The organism is Luteolibacter sp. LG18 (genome assembly GCF_036322585.1).
Lineage (GTDB): Bacteria > Verrucomicrobiota > Verrucomicrobiia > Verrucomicrobiales > Akkermansiaceae > Luteolibacter.
This window is the reverse complement of sequence record NZ_AP024600.1, coordinates 4,325,342-4,344,006: the sequence shown is the minus strand read 5'-3', so window position 1 is coordinate 4,344,006 and position 18,665 is coordinate 4,325,342. Positions and strand designations below refer to the sequence as shown.

Below are 18,665 nucleotides of genomic sequence, written 5' to 3'. Positions count from 1 at the left end.
CGACTCTGAGGGTCGCCATGAAGGCGATTTCCTTGGGGCTGTTTCTGGCGCTGCCGCTGGCCTGCGCCACTCCGGAGGAACCCTCGGACGAGGGCTCCGCGGGGAAGAACAAACCCGAGGAGGCAGCCCGGAAGGACGTGGACCTGACGAAACGCCAATGCCGTGGCGTGCATCTGGTTTACACCGTTCCCACGGCGAAGGCCGCCTACATCGAGGTCACTCCGGAAAAGACCTGCGCGGGCACCTATTTCTGCGCCTTGGGATTCAAGACCGGCTACCTCGGCATCCAGGATCTGGGCGACCGCAAGCGGCTGGCCATTTTCACGGTATGGGAACCCGGCTACACGGGAGAAACGCTCCTTCAAGGCCCGAAGGAACCCGGCACTCAGGTGGTGCTCGTGGAAAAGGGTGAGAATGTCTTCGACGGCTTCTGGGGCGGCGAGGACGCCACCGGCCAATCCCGCCTGCCCTTCCGGTGGGAAACCGGCAAACCGGTGCGCTTCTTCCTCGAAGCCAAGCCCATCGGCGGCTTCACCGACTTCACCGCCCGGATCTTCGATCCCGTCCTGTTGAAGTGGAAACTGATCGCCACCTTCCGCACCCGGACCACCGCGCCGGGTTTCGAGGGGCTCTACTCGTTCATCGAGGACTTCCGCCGCAACTACGACTCCGCCCGGGTGATCCACCGCGCGTCCTACACGAACGGCTGGGTCATGGATCTGACCGGCAAGTGGGTGCCGATCCTGGAGGCGAAATTCACCGGCGACACCACCCCTTCCGGCAACATCGACGCCGGCCCGCTGGCGGGCGGCTTCTTCCTGCAAACCGGTGGCGACACCGAGAACAAGACCACCCGGCTGCGGCTGAGGATGAATTTCCAGTTGAAGGACGAAAAGCCGGAGAGCCCGGAAAGCATCGCCGGGCTGCTGCGGCCGTAGGCGAGGCAGCACAGGACAATCCTCCCTTGCCCGTGTCCGGCGCCATGGCATGTTAGACCGCATGAGCGCGCGTGTCCTTTGCCTGCTGGTGGATGGTTTCGAGGAGATCGAGGCCGTCACGCCGATCGATCTGCTGCGTCGCGCGGGCGTGGAGGTCACGACAGCCGCCTTGGGTGAGCTGACCGTGACCGGCCGCAATGGGATTCAGATCCTCGCGGACACGCGGCTCGCCGATGAGCTGCCGGACGCCTACGACCTGCTGTTCCTCCCTGGTGGCCCCGGCGTGGCGAAGCTGCGTGAGGACGGCCGCCCCGCCGCCATCGCCCGCATCTTCACCGAGTCCGGCAAACGCGTGGCCGCCATTTGCGCGGCACCGCTGGTGTTGAAGGACGCGGGGATTCTCAGCGGCAAGCGGTTCACCGCCCATGCCAGCGCGCTCCGCGAACTGCCTGACGCAATCCCCGGCGAACGCGTGGTCATCGAGGGCAATCTCATCACCTCGCGCGGCGCGGGCACGGCGCTGGACTTCGGCCTGGTCTTGGTCGCGGAGCTCTGCGGCCAGGAACTGTCGGACGAGATCGGGGCTTCGATCCACGCCTGATCATTCCCAGGACGGCGGCGAAGGCGGGGACGGAGTTTTCACCGGCGGCAGCGGCTGTCGATAGACCGGCGGCTTGCCCGGCACCACCGGCGCGATGACCGGTTGCACGCGCTGCACCGGCGTGACTTTCACGACATGGGTTTTCGAGATCGAGTCGTGCCATCCGGAGGCGGATTGCCCCAGGAATGAGAATGCTTCAAACGGAATGAAGCGGCACAGCGAACGGATGCAAATCCGTCCGAACGAGGGTTTCTCATCGTTCCAATCCACCACCTTGGTTCCGGTGACGAACTTGCCCACCGTCCTCCCGAACACGCTCTCCATGAGAACGTAATAGCCAAAGAACACGCCATAGCCGACGAGCCTGAAAAAGATCGCGTTCTCTTCCACACCATCGGACACGATGGCATACACGAACCCCGCGACAAATATCAGGGCGATGGCCGTGATCTGGTCCACGATCAGGTTCGCAAAACGAAGACCCGCCGAGGCGCTGACATACTCCAAGCCCGCATCCGTCACCGGCACGGCGGGACTCTCGACGCTGGCGGGGGCGGCGTAGGGATTGGAAGCGTCATCGCTCATGATAGAGCGATACACTCATCCCAACTCGGGAGTCACGCCCTTTCCATCCCGCTCAACTCGGGACGAGTCGAGCGGGTCATATGCCCTGTGGGATCAGAACGGGAACTTCCCGCCGAGGCCCTTCAGCATGTCGCCGAGGCCGCCCATGCCGCCTCCGCCCATGCCACCCATCTGCTTCATCATCCCCTTCATCTTGTTCGGGGATTTCATCATCTTCCGCATTTCGCCGAACTGCTTGAGCAGCGTGTTCACCTCCGGCAGCGTGGTGCCGGAACCGGCGGCGATGCGGGCACGGCGGGTGCCCTTGATGATCTCCGGGCGGCGGCGCTCGTCCGGCGTCATGGACAGCACGATCGCCTCGGTGCGCTTCAGCTTGCGGGTGTCGAAGGCGTTGGAGGGAAGCTGCTTCTTGATCTTGTTGAAGCCGGGCATCAGGCCGAGCAGGCCTTCCAGTGGTCCGAGCTTCTGGATCATCTTCATCTGGTCGAGGAAGTCGGTGAAGTCGAACTTGCCCTCCTGCATGCGCTGCATCGAGCGCATCGCGTCCTCCTCGTTGAGCTTGCCCGCGACCTGCTCCACCATGCCGACGATGTCGCCCATGCCGAGGATGCGGTCCGCCATGCGGCTCGGGTGGAATTCGAAGAGCTGGTCGAGCTTCTCGCCCTCACCGGCGAACTTGATCGGCTTGCCGGTCACGGCGCGCATCGAAAGCGCGGCACCACCGCGGGCGTCGCCATCGAGCTTCGTCAAGATGATGCCGGTGATGCCCACCGCATCATCGAAATGCTTCGCCACGGACACGGCCTGCTGGCCGGTGGCGGCATCCGCCACGAGCAGGGTTTCCTTCGGCTGGAGGAAGGCGTGCAGGCGCTTGAGCTCCTCGACGAGGCGCTCGTCGATTTCCTGTCGGCCGGCGGTGTCGAACAGGATCACGGTGCCATGCTCGCGCTCGGCCCAGGCCAGCGCGTCCTTCGCCACCTTCACCACGTCCTTTTCGGAGGCGTCCGGCGTGTAAACCGGCACGTCGACCTGCTTCGCCAGCGTCGCAAGCTGGTCGATCGCCGCCGGGCGGTAAAGGTCGCACGCCACCAGCAGCGGGCGGCGGCCTTCCTTTTTCAAACGGGCCGCGAGCTTCGCGGAGGTCGTCGTCTTGCCAGCACCGTTCAGGCCGCAGATCAGGATGCGGGCGGGTGGGTTGAGATCGAGCGGGATCTGGTCGCCGCCGAGCAGCGCTTCCAGTTCGTCGTGGAAGATCTTGACGATCTGCTCGCCGGGTTTGATCGACTTGAGCACTTCCACGCCCATCGCCTTGTCCTTCACGCTTGCGATGAAGTTCTTCGCCACGCTGAATTCCACATCGGCCTCGAGCAGGGCGATGCGGATCTCGCTGAGCGCGTCGGCGATGTTTTTCTCGGAGATGTGGCCGACGCCGCGGAGCTTGCGGAAGGTCTTGTCGAGATTGTCGGAGAGGGAAGAGAACATGGGATCGAAAATCGGTCGGTGGAAAATCTAGAGGCCGCGAGGAGCGGATTACTGTTGGGAATCCTCGGGCAGGTAGGCGGCGTCGCGGTCGACCTGGAACGACCAGCGCAGCGGCATGTCGGGTGCCTTGCCCTTGGTGTCCTTCCAGTTCACCGTGACCATGCACGATGGCTGGCGCAGCTTGCGGTTCACGCGCCAGGACAGGCGCTTCGCCTTGGGATCGAACTGGGCCGGCACATCGCCGAAGCCCGCCACCTTCATCACCAGCGAGGCCGGATCGAGGTCGGCGATGGTGGAAAGATCCACCGTAATCAGCGGCAGGCGGCTGTTGATCATCGCGCCGGCCTCGGGGGACACCGGCACCGGTGTGGTCTGCACCAGTCCCGGAGCGGTTCCCGGCGCACCGGCCACGGCCCCGCCCTCGCGGAAGGACACGGCCAGGTCGAAGATCTTGTCGTTGTTCCCGAAAATCATGTAGCGCGGCACCGTCATGCCCGGCGTCGAGCGTTTCACCTTCCCCGGGATCACGGTGAAGAGGTTGTCGTAGCCGAACTCGTCGGCCAGCTTGAACATCTCGTCGGTGTGGTAGCCGCCGGGATAGGCGTAGGTCGTGACCTTGCAGTTGAACTTCCCTTCGAGGAACCGCTTCGATTCCCCCAGCTGGTTGCGGAGGAAGGCGTCGTAATCGTCCGGACCCTTCTTGGCGTGGGACTTCACCACCGCCGGGAACGGGTGGCTGACCGAGTGGCTGCCGATGGCCGCGCCATTCTTCTGCATCTCCTCAATCATCGCGGTGCTCATCGACTTGCCGCCGATGTCCACGTATTCCTTGTACAAATAGAGCACGAAGGGGTAGTTGTACTCCTTCAGGATCGGATAGGCGTCGGTGTAGACCGATTTCCAGCCGTCATCCAGGGTGATCAGGATGCAGCGCTCCGGCAGCGTCTTCTGGCCACGTTTCCAAGCCAGGTAATCGTCCAGCGAGATCACCGTGATCCCGAGCTGGCGGATGGTTTCCATCTGCTTGCGGAACTTCGAAGTGCGGATCCGCATCGCCGTCTCCGGCTGGGTCTCGGACAGCTCGTGGTAGCCCAGCACCGAGATCCGGGTGGCGTCATCCTGGATCGCGGGCGGGGCCTCCGGAGCCGTGGACTGGGGCACCGGTGCGGGGGGCTCGTCCTGCGCGTGAAGCAGCGCGGCGGCGGAAAACAGGGAAATGAAAAGGCGGCGGAGCATTCCGGCGCGGAAAGTAGGGCCGGAACCGGGGAATGGAAAGGGCAGAAACGCCCCGGGATTTCGCTTCCCTTTCCCCGTCTGGCTTGACCCCGGCACGGCCCGCCCGTACGTAAATCCCATGAATCCGCTCTACGAAGGCAAGGCGAAGCGTCTCTGGGCCACCGAGGACCCGAATGTCCTCCGCATGGAATTCAAAAACGACGCCACCGCCTTCAACGGCGAGAAGAAGGCCCAGTTCGAAAACAAGGGCCGCCTCAACAACGCGATCAGCACCCTGATCTACGGATTCCTTGAAAAAGAAGGAGTTCCGACGCACTTCGTCCGCCAAATCGACGAAACCAATGTCGAGGTCAAGAAGGTCGACATCCTGATGGTCGAGGTGATCATCCGCAATTTCTCCGCTGGCAGCTTCTGCAAGCGCACCGGCATCGAGGAGGGCCGCCAGTTCTCCCAGCCGATCATCGAATTCTGCATCAAGAGCGACGAACTCGGCGACCCGCTGGTCAACGACGACTACATCCGCGAGCTGGCCCTCGCCACCGCCGACGAGCTCGCCTTCCTGCGCCAGTCCGCCCTCAAGGTGAACCAGATCCTCATCGATTTCTTCGCCAAGTGCGGCCTGAAGCTCGTGGACTTCAAGCTCGAGTTCGGCCGCCTCGCCGCCGATCCAGCCACCATCGTCCTCGCCGACGAGATCAGCCCGGACGGCTGCCGCCTCTGGGACCTCAAGACCGGCGAGAAAATGGACAAGGACCGTTTCCGCCGCGACCTCGGCAACGTGATGGAGGCCTACGCCGAAGTCCTCGAGCGCGTGAAGGAAGCCACCGCCTGAGCCACCCGGGCGGTTCCCTCATCCCGTGATGTCCCACGAACCGCCCCTTCCCCTGCCCCCGGACGGACTCGCGTTCGGGGATGTCAGCTTGTATTTCGACCGACTCGTCCCCGCGGACTTGGTCCAGGGTTTCGCGCCCTACTACCACTTCCGCATCCTCACGCCGGATGGCTGGGACGCGGGCCACGTGAACCTACGGGTCGGCGATACCGAGCACATCAACCTCTACGCCGGCCACATCGGCTACGCGGTTCATGAGCTCTACCGGGGCTTCGGCTACGCGCGCCAGGGCTGCCTCGCCGCCGCCCCCTTCATCCGGACCGTTTACCCCTCGGTGATCATCACCACCGATCCGGACAACACCGCCTCGATCCGCACCATCGAGAAACTCGGTGGCGTCTTCCTGGAGGAGATCCCCGTGCCCCCGCACGATCCCCAGTACCGTGGCGGTTCCCGGCGCAAGAAGCGCTTCCGTTGGGTGCCCTGAGCCCCATCGGGAAATTCCTTGGAATAAACCCGGTTGGTTCGTTATCTTCCGGTTGGTGTTTCCAAAAGCGGTCATCGGTCTGTTTCTCGCGCTGGTCTTCCAGCTCGCGCAGATCGCCCCGTGCCTCGCCGCCACCTGCACCCCGTCAACGGCCACGCGGTCGGAAACCTGCGGCTGCTGCGACAAACCGGACGCCTGCCCCTGCGCGACGAACCAGAAGGAGCACGATCGCTCCACCCCGATCGCACCCCCGGCACCGGAGCTGAAAGCCCAGCTCGCCCTGCCCGCGCTCGATCCCGTGGCCACCGTTGGCATCACCATCGGCACCACCGCTTCGCGCCACCTTCCCCCTCTCTTCTGTGAACGCGCCGCCGGTTACGCCGGTGTCTCCCTGCCCGTCGCGTTCTGCAGTTTCCTCATTTGAGCCGGATGCCTGCCCAGGCGTACTGCGCCCGGATATCCCGTTGACCCACTGTCTGGGTCCGGAAAGGGCGTGGTTGGACCTTCCATCCACCGACTCGAATGCACCATGAAAACTTTCCCCGCCATCCTTCTCACTGCGGCCATCGCCATTCCCGCCACCTGGTGGCTCACCCGCCACGAACCCGCCACCGCCACCGCCACCGCCACTCCCGTTGCCGCCGCCTCCGAGCGCAAGGTGCTCTATTACCAGAGCACCATGCATCCGTGGATCAAGTCGGACAAACCCGGCCGCTGCACCATCTGCGGCATGGAACTGACGCCCGTATACGAGGGGCAGCAGGGTACCGAGGCACGGCCGGACATGGTCATGCTCGATCCCACCAATGTGCGCGTCCTGCGGGTGGAAACCGCTGTCGCGAAAAAGCAGCCGCTCGAACGCACCCTCACCGTGGCCGGCACGATCGATGACGACGCCACCCGCCACCGCATCGTCTCCGCCTACGTCGATGGCCGCATCGAAAAGCTCCATGTGAACCACGTCGGTGCCGAAATCACCGCGGGCCAGCCGATGATCTCCTTCTACAGCCAGATGCTGCTCGTCGCCGAGGGCGAGTATCGCCTGCTGGAACCCCAGCGCCGCGAGTCCGCCTCGATCCGCCTCCGGCAAATGGGCCTGAGCCCGGAGCAAATCCCGGCCCTGCTCTCCAAGCCCGCCTCCGTCCTGACCTCCGACCTCCATGCCCCGATGTCCGGCAGCGTGGTCGCCCAAAAGGTCTACGAGGGCCAATACGTGAAGCAAGGCGACCCGCTCTTCGAGATCGCCGATTTCTCGACCATGTGGTTCATGTTCGACGCCTACGAATCGGACCTGCCGTGGCTCAAGCAAGGCCAGACTGTCGACGTCCACGCCAAGTCCCTGCCGGGCCAATCCATCACCGGCAAGATCGCGTTCATCGATCCGAACTTCGATGAAATCACCCGCGCCACCAAGATCCGCGTGGAGCTGGCGAACCCGCTCGTCGAGGGCAAACGCCAGCTTTCCCACCGTGTCTCCGCCGATGGCGAGGTCCGGGTGGCGGTGCCTGATGTGCTCGCCATTCCCCGCTCGGCCGTGCTCCGCACCGGACCACGCGCCATCGTCTATGTCGATCAAGGCGGCGGTGCCTACCAGCAGCGCGTGATCCAGATCGGCCGCTCCGGCGATCATCTCATCGAGGTGCTCGGCGGCCTCAAGCCCGGCGACAAGGTCGTGACCCAGGGCAATCTCCTGCTCGATGGCCAGGCCGAGATCAACCGCGGCATCGAGCCCGAAACCACCCCCGCCGGACAAGCCCTCACCCATGAGGAAGCCACCGCCGTGAAGGACTTCCTCGCGCTCTCGGACGCCCTCGCCGCCGCCCTCGGCAAGGACGACCTCGTATCCTTCAACAAGGAGGCCGCCACCGCCATGGACACCACCGCGCGTTTCATCGCGGCGATGAAGGCCCGCCCGGAGCCGTCCTCTGCCCTCGTCGACTTGGAGCAGAACCAGCACTTCCACAACATCACCACGCTGAAGGACGCGCGCCTGCGCTTCCACGCGTTCATCACCGCCGCCGAGGTGATCCTGCAACCGCTGCGCCACACCGCGGGCTCGCCCTCGTTCCACGTCTGGGAGTGCCCGATGGTCCATGAGGCCATCCCGGGCAGCGCCGCGAAAGGCCGCTGGATCCAGACCGGAGACCGACCCGGCAACAACCCGTTCTTCGGCAGCACCATGCCGGACTGCGGCGAGGAGATCCAACCCTGAGCCACCGCCATGATCCATCGCATCATCGAGTGGAGCCTTCGCAACCGGTTCCTCGTCCTCTGCGGCACCCTCGTGCTGATCGCCTTCGGCATCCGCGCGCTGGTCACCACACCGGTCGACGCCATCCCGGACCTCACCGAGAACCAGGTGCTCGTCTACGCCGATTGGGCGGGCCGCAGCCCGGAGGAGGTCGAGGACCAGGTGACCTATCCGCTTTCCACCGGCCTGCAGGGACTCGCCGGGGTGAAGGAAGTGCGCGCCACCTCCATGTTCGGCTTCTCGCTGGTGTCCGTGATCTTCAAAGACGACACGGACACCTACTTCGCCCGCAGCCGCGTCCTGGAGCGCCTGAACTTCCTCCAGAGCACCCTGCCCTCCGGCGTCACCGCGCAGCTCGGCCCGGATGCCACCGGCCTCGGCTGGGTCTATCAATACTACCTCGATGTCGATGCCTCCAAGGCCCCGTCCGGCGGCTACGATCTCGCGGAACTGCGTTCGCTTCAGGACTGGCGGATCCGCTACCAGCTCGCGTCCGTGCAGGGCGTCGCGGAGGTGGCCTCCATCGGCGGCTACGTGAAGCAGTACCAGATCGAGCTTTCCCCCGCCCGCATGCGCTCCGCCGGAGTGGCCCTCAATGACGTGATGATGGCCGTCCAAAACGCGAACCTGAACGTGGGCGGCAAGGTGATGGAGGAAAACGGCGCGGAGTTCGTGCTGCGCGGCGTGGGCCTGCTGCGGAACACCGAGGACATCGGCCTCATCGCCGTGAAGCAGGAGAAGGGCACGCCCGTCTACCTGAAGGACCTCGCCTCCATCCAGACCGGCGGCGATTTCCGCCGCGGCGCGCTCGACATCGCCGGCCACGAATCCGTCGGCGGCACCGTGGTCATGCGCACCGGCGAGAACGCCCGCGATGTGATCGCCCGCGTGAAAGACAAGGTCGCCGACCTCCAGAAGACCCTGCCCCCCGGCGTCACCATCAAGCCGTTCTATGACCGCAGCACGTTGATCGACCGCACCATCGACACGCTCAAGCACGCGCTCATCGAGGAGATCATCCTCGTCACCCTGGCCCACATCATCTTCCTCTGGCACTTCCGCAGCATCCTCATCGTCACCCTGCCACTGCCGGTTTCGATCCTCGTTTCCTTCCTGCTGATGAAGGAGACCGGCATCACCAGCAACATCATGTCGCTCACCGGCATCGCCATCGCCATCGGCGTGCTGGTGGATGCCGCCATCGTGGTCACGGAGAACGTTCTGCGCCACGCCGAGATCGCGGAGCGGGAAAAAGGCTCGCCGCTCGATGCCGGTGAACGCTGGCAGGTCACGCTCGATGCCTGCCACCAGGTCGGTCGACCGATCTTCTTCGCGATGGCGATCATCATCCTCGCCTTCGTGCCGGTCTTCGCGCTCGCGGGCCAGGAGGGCAAACTGTTCCACCCGCTCGCCTGGACGAAAACCTTCGCGATGATCGGCTCCACGCTGCTCGCCGTCACACTCGTGCCGGTGCTGTGCAGCATCTTCGTGCGCGGGCCCTTCCACGGCGAGGACCGGAACCTGCTGATGCGGTTCCTGCTCGCCCTCTACGATCCCGCGTTGCGCTGGGCCTTGAACCACCGCCGCACCGTGATCACCGGAGCCTTCCTGCTGCTCGCCGCGGCGATCCTCACCGCCTTCGGTTTGCCGCGCCCGTGGCTGAAGTCGCTCGACGACCGCGGCTATCCGCGGGTGGCCGGATGGTTCTCGGGCTTCGGTCGCGAGTTCATGCCGCCGCTCAATGAAGGCAGCCTTCTCTACATGCCGGTGCTGCTGCCGAAGACCGGTGCCACCGAGATCCAGCGCGTGATGGCGTGGCAGGACAAGGTGCTCGCCTCCGTGCCCGAGATTGAAACCGTCGCGGGCAAGATGGGCCGCTTCGAAACCGCCACCGATCCCGCGCCCATCGAGATGCTGGAAACCACCATCACGCTGAAACCCGAATACATCCCGGACGGGCGATGGGGCGTGAAGCGCAATCCGGCGTGGCGCGAGGGCATGACCGTGGCCAAACTCAAGGCCGAGCTCACCGAGGCGATGAAACAGGTGCCCGGCTACGTGCCCGCGTTTCTCCAGCCAATCGAGAACCGCATCCTGATGCTCTACACCGGCATCCGCGCCCAGGTCGGCGTGAAGATCCTCGGCGACGACCTTTCGGCGGTGCAGCGCAAGGCCTTCGAGGTCGAGAAGATCATCCGCGAGATCCCCGGCGCGACCGGCGTCTCGCCGTCCCGCGTGCAGGGCAAGCCCTACCTCAACATCGAGGTCGATCGCCGCGCGATGGCCCGCTACGGGCTCAGCGCGAAGGACGTGCTCGATGCCGTGGAAGTCGGGCTCGGCGGCAAGAACGTCACCGTCACCATCGAAGGCCGCGAACGCTATCCCGTGCAGGTCCGGTTGGAGCGCGGCGAGCGCGATGACATCGAAAAAGTCGGCCGCATCCCCGTCGCCCTGCCCGCGGGCATGAATGCCGCCCCTGCCCCGGCAGCCTCCGGTGGCGGCGGCATGTCATCCATGGGAGGCACCACCGCTCCCGCAGCGACCGCCCCGGCACCCGAAGCTCCCGCCACCGGCACCATCCCGCTCGCCATGGTTGCGAGGATCACCCGCGAGACCGGAGCGAATGAGATCGCCAGCGAGAACGGCAAGCTACGTTCCTACGTCCAGGCGAACGTCGAGGGCCGCGACCTCGGCGGTTTCGTCGCGGAAGTGGAGCAGCGGCTGAAGCAGGTCGAGTGGGAAGGCATGATCCCCGCCCTCACCGGTGAATACGAGAACCAGCGACGCTTCGCCGACACCATGTTGCTCGTGGTGCCCGCCGTGCTGGGCGTGATCTTCATCCTGCTCTTCATCGTCTACCGCAGCTTCGCCGAGGCCGCCCACGTGATGCTTGCCGTGCCCTTCGCCCTGAGCGGCGGCGTGTTCCTGCAGAAGCTGCTGGGATACAATTTCAACGGCGCGGTGTGGGTTGGCTATATCGCCCTCTTCGGCACCGCCGTGCAAACCGGCGTCGTGATGGTGGTCTATCTGGAGGAAGCGGTGCGGAAGCGGATGGCCGAACTCGGCGACGCCTTCACCCACGCCGATCTGGTCCAGGCCGTGATCGACGGTGCGCGGCTCCGGCTCCGCCCGAAGGTGATGACCGTGGCCACCATCGTCGCCAGCCTGCTGCCGATCATGTGGAGCCACCGCCAGGGCACGGAAATCATGCAGCCTCTCGCCACCCCGGTCATCGGCGGCATGATCTCCAGCCTCCTCCACATCCTCATCGTGACGCCCGTGATCTTCCTCTGGTTGCACGGGCGGCATCTCAAGCGCGAAGGTAGGGTCATTTCGCCGAAATGACCGGGCGAGGAACGTCGCCCCCTCTACCAACTCACCTTCTCCCCACCGGCTCCAGCTTTCTTCTAACCAACCACTCCGCCACCACCACCAACAACAGCGGCAGCAACACCCACCACCGGTCCCACACCGGCAGAGACCGCTTCCACACCACCGGCACCGAGCGCGATGCCAAGTCACCGAGCACCTTGTCGATGTTCGCCGCATCCATCACCGTGCCGCCGGTCTCCTGCGCGAGTTCCGCCATGAGGTCGGGACGTGCCGCCACGGCGATGGTTTCATCGCCCTTCGCCCGGACCACCACACCGGAGCGGGTGACCACCGGCGTTCCCTCGGTGTTCTTGTAGGCCGCCTCGATCAACACATCGCCCGCGCCCTTCGGAGTGAAGAATCCCTCCCAGCTCCGGCGCGCGCCATCCCATTGCAGCGGCACCACGCGCGGCGCTTCCTCGCCCTCGCGCACGTTGAGTTCCAATCCCGGCAAGTCCGCCGCGGAAAGCGCGGCCACCCGGACTGCCACCGTGTCGCCAACCGTCACCTCGGCCGATGGCGTTTCGATCACCGCCTGGCCGCCCTTCCGCGCGATGCGGTCCGCGGCCAGCCAGCGGATGGCGTTGTTCCAGAACTTCCGGTAATACTTCGCGTCGGTCCGCGATTCACCCCATACCGTTTCAAAACTGGATCCCCAACTGCTCGTCGTGTCCGACATGAACGCCATCGTGCGCCCGTGCCCGATGTTCTGCACCGCGAACAACACCAGTTCGTTCATCGCCGTGCCCGGTGCCTCCACCCGCGCCAGCACATGCGCGCCCGGCTTGGCACGGCGGGCGTAATTCGCCCCTTGGAAACCCGGGAACCGCGCCGACCACGCCGCCGTCGTCTCCGCCGGATTCGCGCCCACCTTCATCACCGGATGGGTCAATCCCGCCTCGGTGACTTTCACCTGGAACGGGAACCACATCGGGTCGCTCTTATTGGCGATCTCCACCGGCATCAGCTTGTCGATCACCGTGGTCTCATAACCACCGGCCCCGAACGAGGTCTGGCCGCCGACCATCACGAAGCCGCCGCCGAATTGCTCGACGAAGGCCACGGTGTCCGCGAGTTGCTGCGGCGAGAACGCCTCCTTGATGATGTCGCTGTCGATCACCACGTCATACTTCAGCAATTGCTCCAGCGTCGCCGGAAAACCGCGGGTCTTGTGGCACACGCTCGGCACCTCGCGCCCCTGGCCGTCGTAGAACACGCGTTCGTCCTTGCCGCGGATCGCGATCGCCTGCGCCGCCAGCGATTCCACCGAGCCCTGCCCCGGGAAATGCAGGCACGTCACCGACATCTCGGGATCGGCTTCCAGGCCGTCGCGCAGATACGACGATTCATGCGGCTCGCTTCCTTCCATGTAGAGCACGCGGATCGGATCGCGATGAAGGTCGCACGCCGCCCGCGTGCGGTTGTTCTCCACCACGCTCTCGCCCTCCAGCGGCGTCAGCTCGATGTCGTAGAAATGACAACCGAGATACGGCGACACGAAATCCGCGCTCACCTCCTGCCGCTTGCCGTCCAAACGCACGGTCTGCTGAAGCAGGGTCTGGCCGCTGAATTTGACCGTGAGCGAGGTCTCCTTGCCCTCGTTCCCGGGACTTTCAATCGTCATCTCCAGGTGCACGCTCGCCTGGGCCGGACTCGGTTGCCGCAGGCGCGCGGAAACGATTCGCACGTCGGCGGGTTGCGACGTGGTCCCCATTATCCACGGAAACACCGGCACACGGGCCGTGCGATACAGCCGCGCCGACGCCCGCAGGTCTTCCGGATCGCTCGCCGCGCCATCGGTGAGCAACAGCACCCCTCCCAACGACTGCACGCCGGTCTGCTCCAGCGCCTCGCGCAGCGATCGACCGAGCGCGCTGCGCGGCGCATCCGGAACCACGGTGACAGGATCGCCCGTCGACAGGCCGTCTCCGGCGAAGAACGTTTCGAGGCGCGCCGGGTCGTTCCACTTCGGACGCACCACAGTCGCCACCTGATCCACCGCGTCCTCGTATCGCGAACGACCACCCGCGGCGTCCTTCACCGCCATGCTCGCGGACTTGTCCACCAGCACCCGCAGCATCGGTTTGTCCGAGTCCTCGCGCGTGCTCTCGCTCCGCCAATCGAGCGTGCACAGCAGAAGCAACGCCCCCGCGATCACCCGCAATGCCCACAGCGAAACGCGCATCCGCCGCGGCAAATGCGGATGCGTTCCACGGATCAGCAACCATCCGGAAACAACCGCCACCACCGCGAAGACCGCGGTTGCCCATGGCCACCAGCCGGGGACCACATAGGTGAGCGCGATCATGCCGCACCTCCCTGCCTGAAGCGGATGCAATGCCTATTGGTCATACGAAAGCCGTCTCGAATATTCCTGGATCAGGTGTTGGTACCCGGGCGCGCGCGTCTCCGCCTCGGTGCTCTCACCCGGCGTCTGCCCTTGCAGCGACTCCGCGAGTTGGCGCGCCTTTTCCAAGGCCGCGGACGAGGCCTCGCCATTGCGACTGGCCATTGCCGAACCCCGCGCGATCGCCGCGGCCGCCGCCTGCTGCTGGCGCTCCGCCTGTTTCATCTGCTCCGCGGCCAAAGCGGGATCGCCGCCGTTCTCACTCTTCTGCAGCGATTCGAGCTGCCCGCGAATCCGCTCCGACTGTGCGCGCGCGTCCTGCTGGCGGGCCGCGAGATCCGGTGCCCCGCTGCCCTGCGATTGGCCACCCGGCGAGGATCCTTGCTGGCCTTGCTGACCGGGCTGCTGCCCCTTGTTCGGCTGCTGGCCCATTTGCTTGTTGAGGTCCTCCTGCTCCTTCAACAGCTTCCGCAAATCGGCGAGCGCTTGTTCCAACCGCTCCTTTTGCTCTTCCGGCGAAGGCGCGGATTTCGAATTCGGGCTGTTCAACGTGAACTGCTTCCCGGTCGCGGGTTGCCCCCCTTCGCCGCCACCACCCTGCTGCTGTTGCTCGGCCTGGATGCGTGCGGCCTTCACCAGCGCGTCGATCACCGCCGATTGCTTCTCCATCGCCGGTTGGAAATTCCCGTGCCGGTAGGACAGCATCTGAAGCTCCTCCGTCGCCTGCACCGCGCTCTTGCGGGCATTCTCCAGCAAGCCTGCGAAAATCGGCGGAGCCTGCCCGGCCATCTTGTCCGCCATCTCCTGGAGATTCTTCACGTTCTCCTCCTGGCGGCGCACCAGCTCCGCAGCACTCGGGGCCTGCCGCCCCACCGACAGCCGCAGCGTGTCGCGATAGATCTGGCGCTGGATATCGAGCGGGTTCACCTGCTGGCTTTCCCCGCCACCACCACCGCCACCACCCGCGTGCTCGTCCTTGTCTTTGGGTTCCTCCGGCACCTCGATCAGGATCGGCTCCGGGCTGCCCTTGCCGGGGCCGTCCACCGTGTTGCCATCCCGCGCCTGGATCACCACCGCCACCATGTCGTGCGGCACCACGCCGAGTTCATCCAGAGGCAGCTTCCATTCGGCCGATTGCTGGCGCGTGCCGGGCTCGGACAATCGGATGACCTTCTCCTTCCACTCCTTGTCCCCCACCCGCTGGTAACGCACCCGCACATCCATCAAACCGATGTCGTCACTGGCCTTGAAATCCATCGCGAAGGTGTCATGCGGCGACTTGAGCTTGGTCTCGTTGTGCGCGCCGAGATCGACCACCGGCGGTTTGTCCGGCATCACCACGATCTGGGCCAGTTCCACCGCCTGACGCCACACGCCCTCGCCATCGATCGCTTCCAGGTGGTAGCCCACGGTGCGCTTCAGCACCGGCAAGTCGGCTCCCCACGCCAGCGGACGGGACGCATCGCGCGTGAGTTCCACCGGAGCTTCGTTGTCATCGAACACCAGCTTCACCCCCGTGGTCTCGCGATTGAACACCACGCCGTAGTGGATCTTGCTGCCGCGCAGCACCGAGAACGCCGCCTGGTTCTCCGCGAACTCCGGCCGACGGGTGTAGGACGGCGGCGTGATCCGATGATCGTAAACCTCCGGATGCGGCAGGTCGCGGAACGTGATCGCCAGCGGAGCCGAAATCCCGTCTTCCGCACCACGCGCCACAAACGTCACCGGTGCCAGCACGCCATTCGTGAACGTGTGGCGGAAGGCTCCGCTCGCCTCCACGATCACGGGGATCTCCACGCCGCCACTCACCTGAAGCACCGCGTTCTTCGGCACCCGGCCATTCACCTGACCAATCACGGTGAAAGGCTCGCGCTCGATCGGCTTCCGCTCCGGCCCCACCAAAGTGATCGTGGTGTAAGGAAGCTCCTTCCAGGGTTGAAGCAGCCGTGCCACCGGAAACGGTCCGGCCGATCCCACGAGGACAACTCCCAGGCACGCCAGCGTCACCTGCCAGAGCCGTGGCCGCGGATGCGCCGTCACTGTTTCGGAGGCAAGACGTCCTGCCTCGCTGTGCAACCGCGCCAGCAGTGCGGCCTCCTCCGGCTTGTCCGTGCGCGGAGCATCGATCTCCACCGCCGTCGAAATCACATAGCCATGCTTCAAGGCCGCATGTCCGTCCAACAGCGACGTGATCTCGCGCTGCGCCGGTATCCGGAAAGCCTTGCCCGCCCGCGCGATCATCCAGATCACACCCGCGAGCCACAGCACGAATCCCGTCCACCGCCACTGCGGCGACAGCACCATCCCGCGATCCCACCACGCGAACGCGCCCAGCGGCAACGCCACCGCCATCACGCCGAGGATGCCCCAGCGCGAGATCGAGGCGGAGCGGCGCAGCTTCCGCTGCCCGGCAAGGATCGGTTTCAACTCGGCATTCATGCTCTGGCCCTCTGGTTGGCGATCACCGGTTCAATCAACATCAGCAGCGCGGCACCCAGCAGGCACAACCGCCATGCCAGTCCGCCCTGCGCTTCTCCCTCCCAACGGATCGACGACCCGCCGCCTTTCTGCCGCAGCGATTCCAACCGCTGCCGCACGACCGGCCCCGAATAAAACTCCAGCGCCGATTCCACCGGCGGGAAATTCACCGCGAGTTTCCCCGCCTTTGTCCCGTCCTCGAGCGTCAGGTCCATCACGCCCGGTTTTTCGAACACCACTCCGGCCACGCGCCCGTCCGATCCCACCGGCCACTTGCCCGATCCGACCTTCAGGAAACGCCCCGCGAATGTTGGAGAAAGCCGCAGCGTCACCGGCTCTCCCGCCAACACCGGCTCGTGCGCAGGCAAAAACGAATCGTCGCCCAGCGCCCGCGCCGCCAGCAAATGCAGGGCTGGCACAAACAACGGCGCGGAGGCCGACCAATCACCCCACGCGCGGTCCGCCGAAGTATTCACGAAAAACACCTGCCCGCGTCCGCTCGCGTGCTCCACCACGAACGGCACCCCGTCCGCATACGAAACCAGTGTCCGTGCATTCAACCGCGTCTCCAGCGCATGACGGAACTTCAGCGGGGCCTTCGTCAACTGCCGCCGCGAGGCCGCATCCAGCCCGCCCCACAGCGGATTTCCCTCCGTGATCTCCGCCAGCACCGGCGACCCCTTGCAGTCCTCCATCGCACCCGGTTTCACCCCGGACAGCTCTCCGAAGGCCGCGTCGAATGCGTTCCTATCCAACTCCGGTCCGCCGAAAAAGACCACCGATCCACCCGCTTCCACCACGGCCTTCACGAGGTCCTTCAACGCGTCCGGCACCACCTTGCCCGCGGGCACGATCAACAACCGCGGCGCGGATTTCTCCCCCGCCTTCGCCGCTGCTTCCGCCACGTTCTTGTCCGTGAGCGTCATCGGGCGATAGCGCGAAGCCGTCGCACCGCCTTCCTCCACCGCCGGTTGCAATCCACGACCCACGTAGTAGGACGCCTGTTCATAGACATGCCGTTCACGAGGCCCGGTCGTCTGCCCCGGAATCCGCCCCGCCGACCGGGTCGCCGGTTCGGCCTGCGAGGGCTCGCCCGCCGGCTCCCACAGCCACACCGGAATCTCGTCCTGCGCCTGGTAGACATCGTAGGCCGTGTTGTCCGCCATCAAGGCGTCCGCGTCCTCCAGTTCCAGTTTCCGCACCACCCATTCATCCTTCTTTCCCGCGTGGGTCATCCGTGCCGCGTCCTGGCCGCTACCCACCGGGAGTTGGCTGGCCTTGCCGTTTTCCTCCAGCTTCAACGACCCGCCCGAACCATCCGACAGCGCATACAGCCCGAGGTCGGTCATGCCCGCCGCCACCACCGAGACCGATACGCCCCGGTTCGAAAGCCGCTCTTCCCCCACCTTCGAAACCCGGAGTTCCACATCCGAAGGGATCGTAGCCCGGTCGATGTCCGCGAATGCCGCGTGCTGGCAATCGCTGACCACGTGCAGCACCTTCGCATGATCCTCCGGCATCTCCGCCAACAGCGTCACCGCCTCCCGCACCGAGGTTGAAATACGATTCGCGCCGTAGCCCGCCGAAAGTGCTTTCACCTTGGACACCGCTTGCGATGGCGTCTGCCACTCCGTCTTGTCCAGTCCGGCAGGCGAAAGCACCACCGCCACCCGCGAGCTCTGGTTGAGCCGTCCCAGCGCCTCCAGCGTTTCCCGCCGCGCCTCCTCCCACACCTTGCCATTCCGCGCCTGCATGCTGCCGGAAACATCCAGCACGAACACCGCATACTCCTGCGCGTCCGCGCTCCGCAGCCCGGGGATCAACAGCCGCCCGAACCCCAGCGCCACCAGCAGCACCATCAATGCCCGCAGCAGGAACAGTGGCACATCCACCAACCGCCGCGGCGATTTCGAGGTCTGCGGCGTGGCCTTCATCAGCCGCAGCGTGCTCACCACCGCGCGCTTCTTCACCTTCCCCAACCGCAGGTGCACCCACAGCGGCGCCGCGATGGCCGCCACTCCCAGGGAAAAAAGCAGGACGTTCGCCAAGGTCATCG

Annotated in this window: 13 protein-coding genes; 7 read left to right on the top strand and 6 right to left on the bottom strand. The window is 65.3% G+C overall.

Annotated features, from left to right (window positions below; all coding sequences use genetic code 11):
- The first annotated feature begins 17 nt into the window (after window positions 1-17).
- Both llg_RS17065 and llg_RS17060 read left to right on the top strand, forming a co-directional pair.
- A complete protein-coding gene (locus llg_RS17065; RefSeq protein WP_338285966.1) occupies window positions 18-938 on the top strand; it encodes a DUF3472 domain-containing protein in 921 nt (306 codons plus the stop codon).
- Window positions 939-999: 61 nt separating this feature from the next.
- On the top strand, window positions 1,000-1,539 hold the full coding sequence (locus tag llg_RS17060; RefSeq protein ID WP_338285965.1) for a DJ-1 family glyoxalase III: 540 nt from the start codon (window positions 1,000-1,002) through the stop codon (window positions 1,537-1,539).
- Here the strand turns inward: llg_RS17060 and llg_RS17055 are convergent, their stop codons facing one another.
- The 3 genes from llg_RS17055 to llg_RS17045 form a co-directional block, all read right to left on the bottom strand.
- A complete protein-coding gene (locus llg_RS17055; protein ID WP_338285964.1) occupies window positions 1,540-2,124 on the bottom strand; it encodes an RDD family protein in 585 nt (194 codons plus the stop codon). It abuts the gene before it with no gap.
- A gap of 93 nt (window positions 2,125-2,217) precedes the next feature.
- Window positions 2,218-3,606 carry a signal recognition particle protein gene (gene ffh / locus llg_RS17050; RefSeq protein WP_338285963.1) on the bottom strand — a complete coding sequence of 463 codons (1,389 nt, stop codon included), beginning with the start codon at window positions 3,604-3,606 and terminating at the stop codon, window positions 2,218-2,220.
- A gap of 48 nt (window positions 3,607-3,654) precedes the next feature.
- Entirely contained in the window at window positions 3,655-4,842 is a 1,188-nt protein-coding gene (locus llg_RS17045) for a polysaccharide deacetylase family protein (protein WP_338285962.1), read from the bottom strand.
- Between the two features lie 118 nt (window positions 4,843-4,960).
- On the opposite strand from llg_RS17045, the gene purC reads away from it, so the two are divergent.
- The 5 genes from purC to llg_RS17020 all read left to right on the top strand — a co-directional run bounded on the left by purC (window position 4,961) and on the right by llg_RS17020 (window position 11,757).
- Window positions 4,961-5,674, top strand: a complete 714-nt coding sequence (gene purC, locus llg_RS17040) for a phosphoribosylaminoimidazolesuccinocarboxamide synthase (RefSeq protein ID WP_338285961.1) — start codon at window positions 4,961-4,963, stop codon at window positions 5,672-5,674.
- Between the two features lie 28 nt (window positions 5,675-5,702).
- Window positions 5,703-6,161: a GNAT family N-acetyltransferase gene (locus llg_RS17035; protein WP_338285960.1), complete on the top strand. Its 459-nt coding sequence runs from the start codon at window positions 5,703-5,705 to the stop codon at window positions 6,159-6,161.
- Between the two features lie 55 nt (window positions 6,162-6,216).
- Complete coding sequence (locus llg_RS17030; RefSeq protein WP_338285959.1) at window positions 6,217-6,585, top strand: hypothetical protein; 369 nt, start codon at window positions 6,217-6,219, stop codon at window positions 6,583-6,585.
- A 105-nt stretch (window positions 6,586-6,690) separates the two neighbouring features.
- Window positions 6,691-8,373 carry an efflux RND transporter periplasmic adaptor subunit gene (locus llg_RS17025; RefSeq protein WP_338285958.1) on the top strand — a complete coding sequence of 561 codons (1,683 nt, stop codon included), beginning with the start codon at window positions 6,691-6,693 and terminating at the stop codon, window positions 8,371-8,373.
- Between the two features lie 9 nt (window positions 8,374-8,382).
- Window positions 8,383-11,757 (top strand): efflux RND transporter permease subunit, encoded by a 3,375-nt coding sequence (locus tag llg_RS17020; RefSeq protein WP_338285957.1) that lies wholly within the window; start codon window positions 8,383-8,385, stop codon window positions 11,755-11,757.
- Window positions 11,758-11,788: 31 nt separating this feature from the next.
- Here the strand turns inward: llg_RS17020 and llg_RS17015 are convergent, their stop codons facing one another.
- Genes llg_RS17015 through llg_RS17005 form a run of 3 tightly spaced genes read right to left on the bottom strand, consistent with a single transcriptional unit; the run spans window position 11,789 to window position 18,663 of the window.
- Window positions 11,789-14,092: a glutamine amidotransferase gene (locus tag llg_RS17015; RefSeq protein ID WP_338285956.1), complete on the bottom strand. Its 2,304-nt coding sequence runs from the start codon at window positions 14,090-14,092 to the stop codon at window positions 11,789-11,791.
- Between the two features lie 33 nt (window positions 14,093-14,125).
- Complete coding sequence (locus tag llg_RS17010; RefSeq protein ID WP_338285955.1) at window positions 14,126-16,558, bottom strand: DUF4175 family protein; 2,433 nt, start codon at window positions 16,556-16,558, stop codon at window positions 14,126-14,128.
- An 8-nt stretch (window positions 16,559-16,566) separates the two neighbouring features.
- On the bottom strand, window positions 16,567-18,663 hold the full coding sequence (locus llg_RS17005) for a BatA domain-containing protein (RefSeq protein WP_338285954.1): 2,097 nt from the start codon (window positions 18,661-18,663) through the stop codon (window positions 16,567-16,569).
- Window positions 18,664-18,665: the final 2 nt, after the last annotated feature.

Coding starts and splice junctions, on each gene's coding strand:
- llg_RS17065 (WP_338285966.1), top strand. CDS start 18: ATGAAGGCGATTTCCTTGGGGCTGTTTCTGGCGCTGCCGCTGGCCTGC.
- llg_RS17060 (WP_338285965.1), top strand. CDS start 1,000: ATGAGCGCGCGTGTCCTTTGCCTGCTGGTGGATGGTTTCGAGGAGATC.
- llg_RS17055 (WP_338285964.1), bottom strand. CDS start 2,124: ATGAGCGATGACGCTTCCAATCCCTACGCCGCCCCCGCCAGCGTCGAG.
- ffh (WP_338285963.1), bottom strand. CDS start 3,606: ATGTTCTCTTCCCTCTCCGACAATCTCGACAAGACCTTCCGCAAGCTC.
- llg_RS17045 (WP_338285962.1), bottom strand. CDS start 4,842: ATGCTCCGCCGCCTTTTCATTTCCCTGTTTTCCGCCGCCGCGCTGCTT.
- purC (WP_338285961.1), top strand. CDS start 4,961: ATGAATCCGCTCTACGAAGGCAAGGCGAAGCGTCTCTGGGCCACCGAG.
- llg_RS17035 (WP_338285960.1), top strand. CDS start 5,703: ATGTCCCACGAACCGCCCCTTCCCCTGCCCCCGGACGGACTCGCGTTC.
- llg_RS17025 (WP_338285958.1), top strand. CDS start 6,691: ATGAAAACTTTCCCCGCCATCCTTCTCACTGCGGCCATCGCCATTCCC.
- llg_RS17020 (WP_338285957.1), top strand. CDS start 8,383: ATGATCCATCGCATCATCGAGTGGAGCCTTCGCAACCGGTTCCTCGTC.
- llg_RS17015 (WP_338285956.1), bottom strand. CDS start 14,092: ATGATCGCGCTCACCTATGTGGTCCCCGGCTGGTGGCCATGGGCAACC.
- llg_RS17005 (WP_338285954.1), bottom strand. CDS start 18,663: ATGACCTTGGCGAACGTCCTGCTTTTTTCCCTGGGAGTGGCGGCCATC.